This window comes from Amycolatopsis ultiminotia (genome assembly GCF_039536925.1).
In the GTDB taxonomy this organism is placed as follows: domain Bacteria; phylum Actinomycetota; class Actinomycetes; order Mycobacteriales; family Pseudonocardiaceae; genus Amycolatopsis; species Amycolatopsis ultiminotia.
Genome location: NZ_BAAAZN010000006.1, coordinates 92,183 through 105,406, shown reverse-complemented (window position 1 = coordinate 105,406; position 13,224 = coordinate 92,183). Strand labels below are relative to the sequence as shown.

Here is a 13,224-nt window from a genome sequence, read left to right as displayed (position 1 = left end):
TACCCTGCGACGGTGACCGGAATGACGGACTCGGCCGGGCGGGCGACGGCCCGTGGGCGGATCGACAAGCGACAGGCCATCCTGTCGGCGGCCTTCGACGTGTTCGCCCGCCGCGGGTACGCGCCGGCGAACGTCGCCGAGGTCGCCGAGGTCGCCGGCGTCGCCAAGCCGACCGTCTACAACCACCTCGGGGACAAGGAAAACCTCTTCCGCCGGGCGATGGAGGCCGCGGCCGACACCGTGATGGAGCGGAACCTGCGTGACGTCGAACGCCTGCGCACGCTGGAGGGGGACCTGCGTGCCGGTCTCGGCGACGTTGCCTACCGGATGGTGCAGACCTGCTGCGGCGAACCGTCGCGCGCGCTGCGGCGGCTCGTGCACGCCGAGGTCGGGCAGTTCCCCGAGCTGGTCGAGCTGGTCCAAGCGCGTACCGCCGGGCGGCTGGCCGAGGCACTGGCCGACCGGCTGGCGCGGTTGTCGCTGGAAGGCCGCCTGCGTGCGGCCGATCCGGCCGTCGCGGCGGAGCAGTTCCTGTCGCTGCTGACCGGACCCGCGGAGGCGCGATCGCGGCTGGGCACCAGGAAACTGCCCGCGGCCGAGTTGCGGGCGATCGCCGAAGCAGCCACCGACACGTTTGTGCGCGCCTACGCCGCCTGATTACCCGGGCCGCCGCGAGGGGAGGTTCGCGGCCGGACGCCTCGTGCACCGAACTGCTCGAGCGCCCGGCGTGCTCCGGGAATCACGCGGAATGTGCGGGAAGCACCGGTTGTGCCCGCGACGCTCGGCAATCCGCCGGCCCGCCTGCGTGCGGACCCAGCCATCGTGTCCGTAGCCGGCCCGCGAACGTGCTGCCCGGCCTTTCCCGGTTGGTGTGCACGTGCGGGGGTCCCATTCCTGGTGACCCCGGGGTGGGATTCGGCTACCGTGGAGATCGTGCCGGAGTTCAAGATGCCGCTCTACGGAGCTGACCCCGATCGTGGCGACCTCGCTCCCTGAGCCGCCGCGGTTTTCCGTTCGTCCGTCACCTTTTTCCCGATCAGGGAGTACCCCGTGCCCAGCGAAAGCCTGCGCGCCTTCATCCATGCCCTGCCCAAGGTCGAATTGCACGTTCACCTGGTCGGCTCAGCGGGAATCGAAACCGTTCTCGCGCTTGCCCGGCGTCATCGGGAAGCCGGTGTGCCCACCGGCCGTGCCGAGCTGGAACGGTTCTTCACGTTCCGCGACTTCGACCACTTCCTCCGGGTTTACTGGGCGGTGCAGTCGATGCTGAAAGACCGCCACGACATCCGCACGCTCGTCACCGGACTGGCCGCCGAGCTCGCCCGGCAGAACGTCCGCTACGCCGAAGTGACCGTCACTCCCTACAACCACATCCTCGACGGCATGCCCGGCGATGAGCTGCTGGCCGGGCTCGCCGAGGGCCGAGCTGCCGCCGCCGAACGCGGTGTCGAATTGGCCTGGTGCTTCGACATCCCCGGCGAGAAGGGGGTACGGGCCGGACGGGAGACCGTGGTGTTCGCCGTGCGGGAGCGGCCGGAAGGGCTGGTCGGCTTCGGACTCGGCGGACCGGAGGTCGGCGTCGGCAGGGCGCAGTTCGAACCGTTCTTCACCGCCGCCAGGGAAGCCGGCCTGCACAGCGTGCCGCATGCCGGGGAAACCACCGGCCCGGCCACGATCTGGTCCGCCGTGCACGACCTCGGCGCGGCGCGGATCGGCCACGGCACCAGCTGCACCGCCGATCCGGCGCTGCTGGACTATCTTGCCGGACAACGCATCCCGCTCGAAGTGTGCCCGACCTCCAACGTCCGTACCCGGCAGGTCGGCTCGATCGCCGCGCACCCCGTCCGGCGCATGCTCGACCACGGTCTCGTGGTCACTCTCAACACCGACGATCCACCCATGTTCGGCGCAACCCTCGAAGGCGAATACCTCGCGGTGGCCACCACGCTCGGCCTGCAGCCGCCCGAACTGGCCCGGCTGGCGAAGAACGCGGTGCACTCCTCGTTCCTGGACACCGCGGGAAAATCCGCCCTGCTCGCCGAAATCGATTCGATCACCCGCGGCGACACCGCCGCTGTGCCAAGGAATGGCGTGCAGGCCGAATAGGGTCGTCGGGCCGGTTCCTGCCCAGGAGTACGCCGGCCGCACCAGCGGAAAGGATCAGCATGCCGGCGGCAGCCAGACCCGCGACGGCCAACCCCTGGGCGAAGGCTTGTTGTGCGGCATACCGGACCGGCTCCGCGCGCGTCCCGAGGGTGTCCGCGAAGTCCAGGGTGGCGCCGAGTGAATCGCGAGCGCGGGCGTCGGCGCCGTCGGGCAGTCCCGGCAGCAGCAGGCGGTAGGCGACGGCCAGGACCGACCCGAGCACGGCGATACCCAGTCCGGAGCCGAGTTCGAAGGAGGTCTCCTGGATCGCCCCGGCCTGGCCCGCGCGGTCGGCGCTGGCCGTGGTCATGATGGCGTCGGCACCGAGAGCCATGACCATGCCTGCGCCGAGTCCGGCGAGGATCAGCAACGCCGCCGAGGCCGGGGCGCCGGGCCGGGCAGTGCTCAGGAGCGTGCCGGCCAGTCCGGCGAACGCCGCGGCGAACGCGGCCAGCGAACCGGCGATCACCCAACGATGGGTCCACCGGGCGGCCAGCCGTGGCGCGACGACAGCACCGAGTCCGCTGGCAACGGCGAGCGGCGCCAGCGCCAGGCCCGCACGCAGTGGCGAGTAACCCTCGACGAGTTGCAGCAACTGCGTGGCGAAGTACAACAGCGTCGCGTAGCACCCGAAGCAGACGAACACGGCCAAGGTGGCCGCAGAGAACCGCCGATCCGAGAACAGCGAGAGCTCGAGCAACGGGTGGGTCGAACGGCGTTGCCGCCGGATGAACCACCCGAGCAGAACCAGCCCCAGCACCCCGCTCGTGGTTCCCAAAGCGTCCGGCGTGCCCGGTTCGGCGAGCCGTTTGAGACCGAATACGAGCGCGCCCAGGCCGAGGATCGAGATCGCGGCACTGAGTCCGTCCCACCGGCGCGGCGCCGGGTCGCGGGATTCGGGGATGAGCCTGGCTCCGGCCGCGAGCGCGAGGACGACCACCGGCACGTTGACCAAGAACACCGCGCCCCACCACCAATAGCGCAGCAGTAGTCCGCCCAGCAGCGGGCCGAGCGCGGCACCGGCACTGTTGGCCGAAGTCCACAGGCCCAGCGCGAGGGTGCGCTCACGCCGGTCGGGGAACACGTTGCGGAGCACGGCCACGGTCGCTGCCATCATCATCGCCGCGCCGACGCCCAGCGCCGCCCGCGCCACGATCAGCTGGACCGTGGTGGCCGAGGCAGCCGCGCCTGCCGAGGCGAGCCCGAACACGGCGAAGCCGCCGAGGACCATGCGTTTGCGTCCCCAGCGATCGGCGAGAGTGCCGAAGGTGACCAGCAGGGCCGCGACGGTCAAGGGATAGCTGTCGACGATCCACAGCAGCTGCGTGGCGTCGGGGAGCAGTTGGCGACTGATCGTCGGCACCGCGATGTGCAGCACGGTCAGGTCGATGCCGACGAGCAGCAGGCTGGCACACAACACTGCCAGGACCGCCCAGCGCCGCGCCGTCGAATGCCCGTGCAGTGTCCTCGACGATGCTCCGGTACCCACGCGGGTCATGCTCGCCAGCCCCGGCCGACCACGGCAAGTAGGGTCTTTCTTGTGGCGTAGTACCACTTTGTATCCCTATCCAGCGCATCGGGCATCCGGCACGATGAGGCCATGCGCGAAGATGTCGAGCAGCTGCCGGACTACTGCGTCATCGAGGCGGTGCTGACCGTGCTCGGCGGCAAGTGGAAACTGGTCATCGTCAGGTACCTCTTCGCCGGGCCGATGCGCTTCGGGGAGCTGAAACGTGCGCTTCCCGGCGTCACCCAGCGCATGCTGACCCGGCAGCTGCGCGAGCTCGAGTCCGACGGTCTGGTGCTCCGGACGGTCTACCGCGAGGTCCCGTCGAAGGTCGAGTACTCCCTGACCGCCATCGGCCGGAGCCTTGAAACGATCGCCGACCAGCTCGACGCCTGGGGACGCTGGTACCGCGACATCCGGTCGGCGGACGCGTCCCCGTAGCCCGAGGCCGGCGTCCGCTACGACTGCGCCACGGCCGGTCGGGTTCGCAGGGTCCGGGCCGCCAGGGTGAGGACGGTGAGCACCAGGCTGACGCCGATCATGATCAAGGCGATGAGGTGTATGCCCTGGTCGCTGACCTGCCGGTGGAAGACCATGCCGGTGATGGCGGAGGACGCGATCGAGCCGACGTAGCCGAAGGTCCGCAGCAGCCCGGAGGCGGTGCCGAGCTGATCCGGCGGCGCGTGCGTGTAGAGCGCGGTCTGGTAGCCCGCAACGGCGAAACCGGTGGAGGCGCCGAACAGGAAGGTGAGGACGGCGACGAGCCCGATCCACACGCCGGAGTTGAGCAGGAGCACCCCGGCGGAGCCGGCCAGTGCGATGACCGCGGCGGCGATGACCGGGCCGCGCACCATGTTGCGGCGTGAGACCACCGCGATGACGACTCCGGAGACCAGCGTCATGGGCAGGAGCAGCAGGCCCGATTCCGACTCGCCGTAGCCGCGTACCGCTTCGATCCACTGGGTGACGCCGTAGAGCACCACGTACTGGCAGAGCATGACGAGCCCGAAGAGCACGTAGGTGTTCGCCAGCGCCGGGCGTGCGGCGAGCAGGCGTACGTCGAGGAACGGACTGGCCGCGCGCAGTTCCCAGAGGATGTCGGCGATCCACAGCGCGATCGAGAGCGCCAGGATCCACCAGTGGGCGGTGGGGAGCTCGAAGAGGAAGACCAGCAGGGCCAGCATCGCGGCGGCGAAGCCGGCGATCCCCGGCACGTCGAGACGGGCGGCGATCTCGCGGAGGCCGCGTCGGCGCAGTGGTCCGTCGGCTTCGACCCACCCCAGCGCTGCGACGAGCGTGAGGAGCGCGACCGGGAGGTTGACGAGGAAGACGGCTCGCCACCCGAAGCCGCTGACGAGCAGACCCCCGATGGGCAGGCCCAGCGACGCGGTCGCGACGCCGGCGATCTGGAGCCCGCCGAGCACGAGCCCCGGCGGTTGCTGCATACCTGCTGCGCGGGCGCGCTTGCGGATCAGCAGCATCGCGGTCGGGTAGGCGCACGAGGTGCCCAGTCCGATCAGCACGCGGCTGATCAGCAGGGTGAGCAGATCGTGCGCGACCCCGCCGACCACTCCGCCCGCAGCCACCGCCACGGCGCCGAGGACGAGCACCCGGCGCGGACCGAAGACCTCGGCCGCCTTTCCCGCGGTGGGCTGAGCCACCGCGCTGGCCAGGTAGAGCGCCGTCACCAGGGTGGCGGTCTGCCCGATCGACACTCCGATGCCGTGCGCGATCGGCACCAGTGCGGTGGCGATCAGCGAGCTGTTGATCGGGTTGAGGATCGAGGCGAGATACAGCGGGGTGGTGAACCGCCACGAGAACGGGCGTTCGCGCACCGTCCCGTCCGGCGTCGTCGCCGTCACCGGGGGGTCGCGGCGAGCAGCGTCAAGAGGTCTTCGGTGCTGCCGGTCTCCGCGCGCTGCGGGAAGTGGCGGGTCACCGAGAATTCGTGGCGGTCCGGATCGGGATCGCTCATCGCGTCGATCGGGGTCGTCACGTGGAAACCGAGTTCGAAGGCCTGCTGGACGGTGGCGGCCACGCCGTCGCCGGTCGCGGCACCGGTGACGATCACCTGCGTGACGCCCTGGCCGCGGAGGTAGTCCTCGAGGTCGGTACCGGTGAACGCGCCCGGTGTGCGCTTGGTGATCAGCTTGTCGGCCGCGCCCAGCTCGGGCACGATCGGCAACGCCTGTTCGGGCAACGCGAAGGGCGTGCCGTCCGGGTTCCGGTCAGTGCGCAGGCCGGGTGCGGCGGCAACGTTGACCAGGACGACCGGCAGGCCACGGCTGCGGAAGGCGTCGGCGAGCCGGGCGGAGCGGGCCACGACGTCCGCGGCGGTGTGCGGTGCCAGGTCGATCCCGACGACGCCGGCCTGCAGATCGATGACGATCAGGGCGGTAGTGGGGTCGACGGTGGTGATGGGCATGGGGCTCCTTAGGGAAAAAGCCGATCGAGCAGCGCGTGCGCCTCGGCGAGGGTCTGCTGCTCGGCGGGTGTGAGCGTTTCGAGCTGCTTCGCGAGCCAATCGGTGCGGAGGCTGCGGCCCTCCTCGACGAGGGCACTGGCCTCGTCCGTGCCGGCGACGACCTTCTGCCTGCCGTCGCGGGGGTCGGGTGTGACCGTCACCAGCCCTTGTTCGAGCAGGACGCCGACCGTGGCGCCCATGGACTGGGAACGGACGTGTTGCCGGTTCGCGAGCGCGGTGATCGTCATCGGGCCCTCCCTGAGGACGTAGCCCAGCGTTTCGGTCTGGCTGGCGGTCAAACCCCGCCGGCCGCCCTGTTCACGCAGTGCGCGCTGGGCTCGCCCGAGTACCTCGCGCAGTGATTGGGCCAGGTCCGCAGTGTCGGTCACGCACTCCACGCTAGCAGATACGAAGGTAACCTACAAAGTTTTACTTCGTATTCGGGTCGCCAGGCCCGGTGCGCGCGGGACCGCCCGGCCGCGAGCCCGGGTGCCGGTCGTTTCGTCGGCCTGCCGGTAAGAACCGCCTCGCCGTACCGAAGCCGGTTGTCGCCGCCGCTCTCGACGTCCAGGGGTTGGCGGTCGGCGAGCTCAGGATGCCGGCACCGGCCGGCCGGCTGCCCGGTGCGCTGGCCGAAATCCGGACGCGGCCGCGCGGTTGCCGGGAACCGATGTCGCGTCACCGTTGCCGGGCTTCGGGCGGTTGCCGCGGGGAGAACGTCATTCGGCGGCACGGACGGCGTGGTCGGCGCGGTACTCGTGGATCCAGCCGATTCGCCGTGGGATGTCCGCCAGGTCGCGGTCGCGTCGCGGCACGGCCGGGCCGCCGAGTTTGATCAGCTTGCCCGACATCCGGGAGTAGTGCTGCACCCGGCGGGTGCGCTTTCTGCGCAGCCGCCGGTAGGTGTCGAACGCGCGCTGGTAGCCGTCCGGCCCGGCCGCGGCTCCAGCTGCTCAGCCCCGGCAAGTCCTGCAACGCCCGGAAATGCATGTCGCCCTCGACGGTGCGGATGAGATCGAGCATCGGGTCCGCCCATCCGGCGCCGGAGAACACCGCGAGTGCTTCGGCGCGGCTCGCGGGCACCCGGCTGACCGAGCAGGTCCACTCCGGAATCTCGTCGGGTACCGACACGGCCGGCAGGTTGATCAGCCTGCCGTCGTCCACGCCGTAGGTGATCGCATGTGTGCCGGGACCGCACCACACCTGCATCGACCTCGGATGGGGCAGATTCGGTGAGACGTCCGCCGGGATCACCCCGCGGAACCCGATTTCCCCCGAGCAGACCGGGGACACCGCACCGGCAACGTGGCGGCGGACCGCCGAACGGATGCCGTCGACGCCGACCACGACCTTGGCCGGCACCTCCGGCGCGCAGGCGCACCGCACCGCGTTCCTGGACGAGATCGACCAGCTGGTGGCCGAGGCGGACGTGCGCATCCGGCACTTGCCCGGCGAGCATCCGCTGCAGCGTGCCCCGGTGCATGGTGACGATCGGTGCCCCATGCGGTCCTCGTACCGGCGCCCGAGTTCGTGCGCGGAGATCAACCCGGCGTCGTTCCAGCGGCGGAACTCCAGATGTGGCGGGATGTTCCCGGCGGCGGCCGGCTCGACCCCCAGTTCCCGCAGCAACCGGGTCGCGTTGGCCGCGATCGCGACACCGGCGCCGATTTCGCGCGGTTCGGCGGATTGTTCGGATACCTGCACCGAAACGGATCGGCGCAGCAAGCCGATCGCAAGGGTCAATCCGCCCAGCCCGCCCCCGATGACCGCGATGTCCACATCTGTGTGCATGGTTGTGCACCCCGCCCGGGAGCGTACTCGTCGACGCGGCCCGCAGATGCCTCGAATTCGCCCCGCTGGACACGACGACAGACCGGCCATAGGGTCGGCGATATTCGAGCACGTCAAGCGAAACGGGGAGGGGCTGTGCCGACCTTCCGCGAGGCCGTCGAAGCACACGACCTGGCTGCGATCGATGCTCTGCTGGCCGAGGACGTGGTGTTCCGCAGCCCGGTCGCGTTCAAGCCCTACCCGGGCAAGGCGATCACCTCGGCCATTCTCCGCGAGGTGATCGAGGTGCTGGAGGGCCTGCACTACATCCGCGAGATCCGCGATCCGAACGGCGTCGACCACGCACTGGTCTTCGAGGCCAAGGTCGAAGGACTCGACGTCACCGGCTGCGATTTCCTGCAGTACAACGCCGACGGCCGGATCGCCGACTTCATGGTGATGGTCCGCCCGCTGCGCGCGGCCGAGGCGCTGGCACGGCAGATGGGCGCCCGGTTCGAGCAGATCAAGGCAGCCGCCGACGGCGCGCACTGAGGCGGTTCACCGCCGGGTCACGGGGAGCCCAGCGGAGTTGTGCACCAGGCGAACCTGCGCACTGGGCGGAACCGGGCCTTCAGGCGCCGTCGAACCGCCGCGCGAGTCCTCGGAGACCGCTGGTGAGAATATTGTCGCGAAAGGATGTCGTGAGTGCCTCGGTGTCGTCGGGATCGCAGTCGAAGGTGATCGACCACCTGACGAGCGCGCAGGCCGGTGTGCCGGTTGTGACGACGTGGAGGGTGCCGCGGTAGAAGCGCACGGGGTGGGGCGAGTCCACGATCTCGTAGACCAGTTTCCGCGTATGGTCGTCGAGCACGGTGAGCACTTCCGCGACAGCCGACCCATCGGCCATGCCGAGGTGCCGGATCGCGCCGGGCCGGTCGGCAGCGCCGCCTTCGAGCGCGGAGGTGGTGACCGCGGGCTGCCAGCCGGGCAAGCCGTCGAAATCGCGGACCACGGCCCAGACTGCTTCGGCCGGGGCGGGGATGCTGGAACTAGCGAACGTTTCGGGCACGTACCGAGCATCACCCGCTCCGCCGGCCGGTGGGAGGGAGCACTGCACCCATCCACTTCGCGTCCGGCCGCGCTTATCGTGGCTGCCGTGGACGATCGCAACGAACTCGGTGACTACCTGCGGGCTCGCCGCAACGCCGTGACGCCGGCCGTGGCCGGGCTGCCCCACGACGGGCTGCGGCGGGTGCCGGGGCTGCGCCGGGACGAGGTGGCGTTGCTGGCCGGGGTCAGCACCGACTACTACCTCCGCCTGGAACAAGGCCGGGAGCGTCGTCCGTCCGAGCAGGTGCTGCGCGCGATCGCCAGGGCACTGCTGCTCGACGAGGATGCCGCCGCGCATCTGTACCGGCTCGGCAAACCCGAGTTGATCACGGGTCCCGCGCCGGTGGTGGAGGTGGCGCCGGAGCTGGTGCGGCTGATGGCAGGCCTGCGTGACGTTCCTGCGTTCGTGGTCGGCGCGGCACAGGACGTGCTCGCGGCGAACGCGCTGGCGGAAGCGCTGTACTCCGGTTTCCGCCGGTTCGAAAACCTGGTGCAGATGATCTTCCTCGACCCGTTCGCGCGGAACTTCTACGGCGATTGGGACCGGGCGGCGCAGACGGCCGTGGCCAACCTCCGTGCGTCGGCGGCGCAGTTTCCCGGCCACCCGCGCCTGGAAACCGTGCTGGGCGGGCTCAGCGCACGCAGCCCGGTGTTCGCGTCGTTGTGGGCGGAGTACGAAATTTCCCCGCGCACGCAGGAGGACAAGCACTTCCGCCATCCGCGCGTCGGGGAGCTGCATCTGCACTTCGAGGCGCTGGCCGTGACCTCGGCGCCCGGACAGCATCTGTCCGTGTACACCGCCGAACCGGGCAGTGCGAGCGCCGACGGACTGGTCCTGCTGCGCCGGCTCGCCGCCGCTCCGGCGGCCGAACATCCTGATATCGAAGGGAAAACCCATCCGTGACCGGATCCGCAGACACATTGGAAATCGCCGGGAAGCAGGTGTCCCGGCTCGGCTTCGGCGCGATGCGCCTGACCGGGCCGGGGATCTGGGGTGAACCGGCCGACCGCGCCGAATGCGTGCGCGTCGTGCGCCGCGCCGTGGAACTGGGCGTGCAGTTCATCGATACGGCCGATTCCTACGGTCCGCACGTCAGCGAGGAGATCATCCGGGAGGCCATCCACCCCTACCCCGGCGATGTCCTGATCGCGACCAAGGCAGGACTGACCCGCAACGGTCCCGACGTGCTCGACACCGCGGCGGGCCGGGTCCGGCTCGGGCCGAAGGCGTGGCCGCCGGTGGGCAGGCCGGAATACCTGCGCCAGCAGGCGGAACTCAGCCTCCGTCGGCTCGGGCTCGACCGGATCGACCTGTTCCAGCTGCACCGGGTCGACCCCGCGGTGCCGCTCGCAGACCAGATCGGCGAGCTCAGGGACCTGCACGACGAGGGCAAGATCGGTGCGATCGGACTGTCCCAGGTGGACATCGGGCAGATCGGGCAAGCGCGTGCGATCACCCCGATCAGCACCGTGCAGAACCGCTACAACCTGACCGACCGCACCTCCGCCGGGGTGCTCGAGTACTGCGCGCGGGAGGGTATCGGATTCATTCCCTGGGCCCCGGTCGCCGCCGGTGACCTCGCCGCGCCCGGCGGAGTGCTGGACCGGATCGCCACCGCGCACGACGCGACCCCCGCGCAGGCCGCGCTCGCCTGGCTGCTGGCCCGTTCACCGGTGATGCTGCCCATTCCGGGGACGGCCCGCGTGCCGCACCTGGAGGAGAACCTGGCCGCCGCCGGGCTGGCGCTGTCCCAGTCCGAAGTGGACGAACTCACCGCGGTTGCCTGACCGGCTTTCCGGGCTGATCCTGACCGGGTACCGGCCGCAGTCGCCGGCCTTGGCCGCAGCACGGGAGTGCGCTCGCTTCGTCCGATGAGGACGGTGCGATGGCGACAGGCGCCGAGGCTCAGCTGGCGCGGCACCGGAGGCCAAGGCGTACCTGCGGGAGATGCAGCGCGCCAATCCGGCGCGCCGGAAGGAAAGCGACGGCCCCCGTCCGCCCCACGGACTGTCGCGGCAAGCCTTGCGGGGATTGACTGTCCCGTCGCTCGTCGGAGTGGGGCTGGAGCAGCCCGGAGCTAATTGATAGATGACTACCGTTTTGGTGGTACGGTCGTCCTCGTCCGGCACCAGTCGATGACGAGACGAGGCGAGTGATGACCGAGGCACCTGAGATGCCGCTGCACATGCAGCGGGTCCGGTTCGATCCGATCGAGGAGCTCGCGCAGGTGCGGGAGAAGGAGGGCATCACCCGGGTGCGGACTCCGTTCGGCGCCTCCGCGTATCTCGTGACCAGGTACGACGACGTTCGCGAGGTGCTGGCCGATTCGGCGCGGTTCAGCAACGCGGCCACCGGACGGAACCGGCCGCCCGGGATGGCCGAGCTCAGCGACGAGGAGCTCGAGCAGCTGCGGGCCGGTCAGATGCTCAACTTCGATCCGCCCGAACACAGTCGCCTGCGCAAGATGCTGACCTCGGAGTTCACCGTCAAGCGGATGCGCAGGCTGGAGCCGCGGATCGTCGAGATCGTCGACGCGGCGCTGGACGAGCTGGAAGCCGCGGGCACACCGGGCGACCTCGTGTCGTCCTTCGCGCTGCCGGTGCCGTCCCTGGTCATCTGCGAGTTGCTGGGTGTGCCCTACGCCGACCGGGCGGATTTCCAGCATCGCACCGGCCGCCTGCTCGACGCTTCCCTGCCGGTTGAACAGAGGTTGGCGCTGCAGCGCGAAAGCCGTGAGTACATGGGCGCGCTGGTGGCGGAGGCGATGGCCGCACCGGGTGAGGACATGCTGGGCATGCTGGTGCGCGAGCACGGGCACGACCTCAGCGCGGCCGAGCTCGCCGGTGTCGCGTCGCTGTTGCTGCTGGCCGGCCACGAGACGACGTCGAACATGCTCGGGCTCGGTACGCTGGCGCTGCTGCGCCACCCCGAGCAGCTCGCGCTGCTGCGGGACGATCCGGCTGCGGTCGAACCCGCGGTGGAGGAACTGCTGCGCTGGCTCTCGATCGTGCATTCCGGTGTGCCCCGCACGACCACGACCGAGGTGGAGATCGCCGGGCACACCATTCCCGCGGGCGAACTGCTCGTACTGGCGCTGCCCGCGGCCAACCGGGACCCGGCGTTGCTCGAGCATCCCGAGCGGCTCGACATCACCCGGGAGGCGGTGCGGCACGTCGCGTTCGGGCACGGCGTGCACCACTGCCTCGGCGCGCCGCTCGCACGGATGGAGATGCGGATCGCGTTTCCCGCGCTGCTGCGGCGGTTTCCGGAGCTCGCGCTCGCGGTGCCGTACGAGGAGATCGGCTTCCGCGCGTTCCACCTCGTCTACGGACTGCACGCGCTGCCGGTCACCTGGTGAACCGGTTTGTTAGCGTGCCGGGATGACGGTGCGTGCACAGGGCTTGCGGGGCGACGCGGCACGGAACTACGAGCGCATCGTTGCTGCGGCGGGCCGGACCTTCGAGGAGACCGGGCCCGCTGCCACGCTCGAAGACGTCGCGAAACGGGCGGGCGTCGGCGTCGCCACGGTGTACCGGCGCTTCCGCAACCGTGACCAGCTCGTGCGTGCGGTCTTCGAGCAGATCCTGACCACCGTGACCGAACCCAGGGAGACCGGCGATCCGTGGCGGGATCTGACCGGTTCGCTGGAAGCCACCGTCGACCTGCTCGCCCGGCGGCAGGTCGTACTGGCGCTGGCCCGCGAGACCGACGCCATCGACGTCGAATCAGTGCAGCGCTACCTGGCGGCGGGCGACCGGCTGCTCGGCCGCGCGATCGACGCCGGAGTGGTACGTCCCGAACTGCGGGGCCGCGATCTGGCGGCGGTGATCGTGATGGCTCTGGCCACCGTGCACCCCGGAGACCGGAAAGGTGCCGACCGCAAGCGGTACCTCGCCCTGCTCATCGACGGACTTCGCCCCGGGCCCGCCGCACTTCCGCCGTTGCCGGCAAACCCGTCCGAGGCACCGTGCTCGTGAACCCCGGCTCCCGGCCCGGTCGGTGATCACCGCGGCAGGCCTTGTCCGGACTGAACAACTGCGACGGATCCGCTGCCGTCCAGCTGGGGCGTGTCTGGCAAAGCCCTGGTCCAGATGGTGACGGCGTGCAGGACGACTGCGGAGCGGTAGACGGTGGTGAGGTTGCTGTGGCGGGTGGCCGAGTGGCGCCGTTGCTTGAGCAGGGTGAAGCCGCGTTCGACGACGCTTGTGGCTGCGATAGTTGAGCGGG

The 13,224-nt window shown here is 70.3% G+C and carries 14 protein-coding genes; 8 read left to right on the top strand and 6 right to left on the bottom strand.

Annotation, left to right across the window (positions count from 1 at the left end):
* Positions 1-21 precede the first annotated feature (21 nt).
* Together ABD793_RS15675 and add are read left to right on the top strand one after the other, a co-directional pair.
* Positions 22-657, top strand: coding sequence for a TetR/AcrR family transcriptional regulator (locus tag ABD793_RS15675; RefSeq protein WP_344861042.1), 636 nt, complete (start codon positions 22-24; stop codon positions 655-657).
* A 393-nt stretch (positions 658-1,050) separates the two neighbouring features.
* Positions 1,051-2,106 (top strand): adenosine deaminase, encoded by a 1,056-nt coding sequence (gene add, locus ABD793_RS15670; RefSeq protein WP_344860405.1) that lies wholly within the window; start codon positions 1,051-1,053, stop codon positions 2,104-2,106.
* Here add and ABD793_RS15665 read toward each other — a convergent pair.
* Positions 2,054-3,634 (bottom strand): MFS transporter, encoded by a 1,581-nt coding sequence (locus ABD793_RS15665; protein ID WP_344860402.1) that lies wholly within the window; start codon positions 3,632-3,634, stop codon positions 2,054-2,056. The genes add and ABD793_RS15665 overlap by 53 nt on opposite strands.
* A 111-nt stretch (positions 3,635-3,745) precedes the next feature.
* Here ABD793_RS15665 and ABD793_RS15660 point away from each other — a divergent pair, with 111 nt between their 5' ends.
* A complete protein-coding gene (locus tag ABD793_RS15660; protein ID WP_344860399.1) occupies positions 3,746-4,093 on the top strand; it encodes a winged helix-turn-helix transcriptional regulator in 348 nt (115 codons plus the stop codon).
* Between the two features lie 17 nt (positions 4,094-4,110).
* Here ABD793_RS15660 and ABD793_RS15655 read toward each other — a convergent pair whose 3' ends face one another.
* The 4 genes from ABD793_RS15655 to ABD793_RS15640 all read right to left on the bottom strand — a co-directional run bounded on the left by ABD793_RS15655 (position 4,111) and on the right by ABD793_RS15640 (position 7,907).
* Positions 4,111-5,514 carry an MFS transporter gene (locus ABD793_RS15655; RefSeq protein ID WP_344860397.1) on the bottom strand — a complete coding sequence of 468 codons (1,404 nt, stop codon included), beginning with the start codon at positions 5,512-5,514 and terminating at the stop codon, positions 4,111-4,113.
* On the bottom strand, positions 5,511-6,077 hold the full coding sequence (locus ABD793_RS15650; RefSeq protein WP_344860395.1) for an isochorismatase family protein: 567 nt from the start codon (positions 6,075-6,077) through the stop codon (positions 5,511-5,513). The genes ABD793_RS15655 and ABD793_RS15650 overlap by 4 nt, the downstream gene beginning before the upstream one ends.
* 8 nt (positions 6,078-6,085) lie before the next feature.
* Entirely contained in the window at positions 6,086-6,505 is a 420-nt protein-coding gene (locus ABD793_RS15645) for a MarR family winged helix-turn-helix transcriptional regulator (RefSeq protein ID WP_344860393.1), read from the bottom strand.
* A gap of 289 nt (positions 6,506-6,794) precedes the next feature.
* On the bottom strand, positions 6,795-7,907 hold the full coding sequence (locus ABD793_RS15640; RefSeq protein ID WP_344860391.1) for an FAD-dependent monooxygenase: 1,113 nt from the start codon (positions 7,905-7,907) through the stop codon (positions 6,795-6,797).
* 135 nt (positions 7,908-8,042) lie between these two features.
* Here ABD793_RS15640 and ABD793_RS15635 point away from each other — a divergent pair, with 135 nt between their 5' ends.
* Entirely contained in the window at positions 8,043-8,438 is a 396-nt protein-coding gene (locus ABD793_RS15635) for a nuclear transport factor 2 family protein (protein WP_344860389.1), read from the top strand.
* Positions 8,439-8,517: 79 nt separating this feature from the next.
* On the opposite strand, the gene ABD793_RS15630 is transcribed toward ABD793_RS15635, so the two are convergent.
* Positions 8,518-8,955 (bottom strand): SRPBCC family protein, encoded by a 438-nt coding sequence (locus ABD793_RS15630; RefSeq protein WP_344860387.1) that lies wholly within the window; start codon positions 8,953-8,955, stop codon positions 8,518-8,520.
* An 87-nt stretch (positions 8,956-9,042) separates the two neighbouring features.
* Between ABD793_RS15630 and ABD793_RS15625 the strand changes: the two genes are divergently transcribed.
* The 4 genes from ABD793_RS15625 to ABD793_RS15610 all read left to right on the top strand — a co-directional run bounded on the left by ABD793_RS15625 (position 9,043) and on the right by ABD793_RS15610 (position 12,974).
* Positions 9,043-9,900 carry a helix-turn-helix transcriptional regulator gene (locus ABD793_RS15625; RefSeq protein ID WP_344860385.1) on the top strand — a complete coding sequence of 286 codons (858 nt, stop codon included), beginning with the start codon at positions 9,043-9,045 and terminating at the stop codon, positions 9,898-9,900.
* Entirely contained in the window at positions 9,897-10,784 is an 888-nt protein-coding gene (locus tag ABD793_RS15620; protein WP_344860383.1) for an aldo/keto reductase, read from the top strand. The genes ABD793_RS15625 and ABD793_RS15620 overlap by 4 nt, the downstream gene beginning before the upstream one ends.
* Before the next feature lie 368 nt (positions 10,785-11,152).
* On the top strand, positions 11,153-12,355 hold the full coding sequence (locus tag ABD793_RS15615; RefSeq protein ID WP_344860381.1) for a cytochrome P450: 1,203 nt from the start codon (positions 11,153-11,155) through the stop codon (positions 12,353-12,355).
* Positions 12,356-12,377: 22 nt separating this feature from the next.
* Positions 12,378-12,974 carry a TetR/AcrR family transcriptional regulator gene (locus ABD793_RS15610; RefSeq protein WP_344860379.1) on the top strand — a complete coding sequence of 199 codons (597 nt, stop codon included), beginning with the start codon at positions 12,378-12,380 and terminating at the stop codon, positions 12,972-12,974.
* Positions 12,975-13,224: the final 250 nt, after the last annotated feature.

Bases quoted from the DNA above. Each gene is read 5' to 3' on its own strand.
- ABD793_RS15610 (WP_344860379.1), top strand. From the start codon at position 12,378: ATGACGGTGCGTGCACAGGGCTTGCGGGGCGACGCGGCACGGAACTAC.
- ABD793_RS15650 (WP_344860395.1), bottom strand. From the start codon at position 6,077: ATGCCCATCACCACCGTCGACCCCACTACCGCCCTGATCGTCATCGAT.
- ABD793_RS15615 (WP_344860381.1), top strand. From the start codon at position 11,153: ATGACCGAGGCACCTGAGATGCCGCTGCACATGCAGCGGGTCCGGTTC.
- ABD793_RS15660 (WP_344860399.1), top strand. From the start codon at position 3,746: ATGCGCGAAGATGTCGAGCAGCTGCCGGACTACTGCGTCATCGAGGCG.
- ABD793_RS15675 (WP_344861042.1), top strand. From the start codon at position 22: ATGACGGACTCGGCCGGGCGGGCGACGGCCCGTGGGCGGATCGACAAG.
- ABD793_RS15640 (WP_344860391.1), bottom strand. From the start codon at position 7,907: ATGCACACAGATGTGGACATCGCGGTCATCGGGGGCGGGCTGGGCGGA.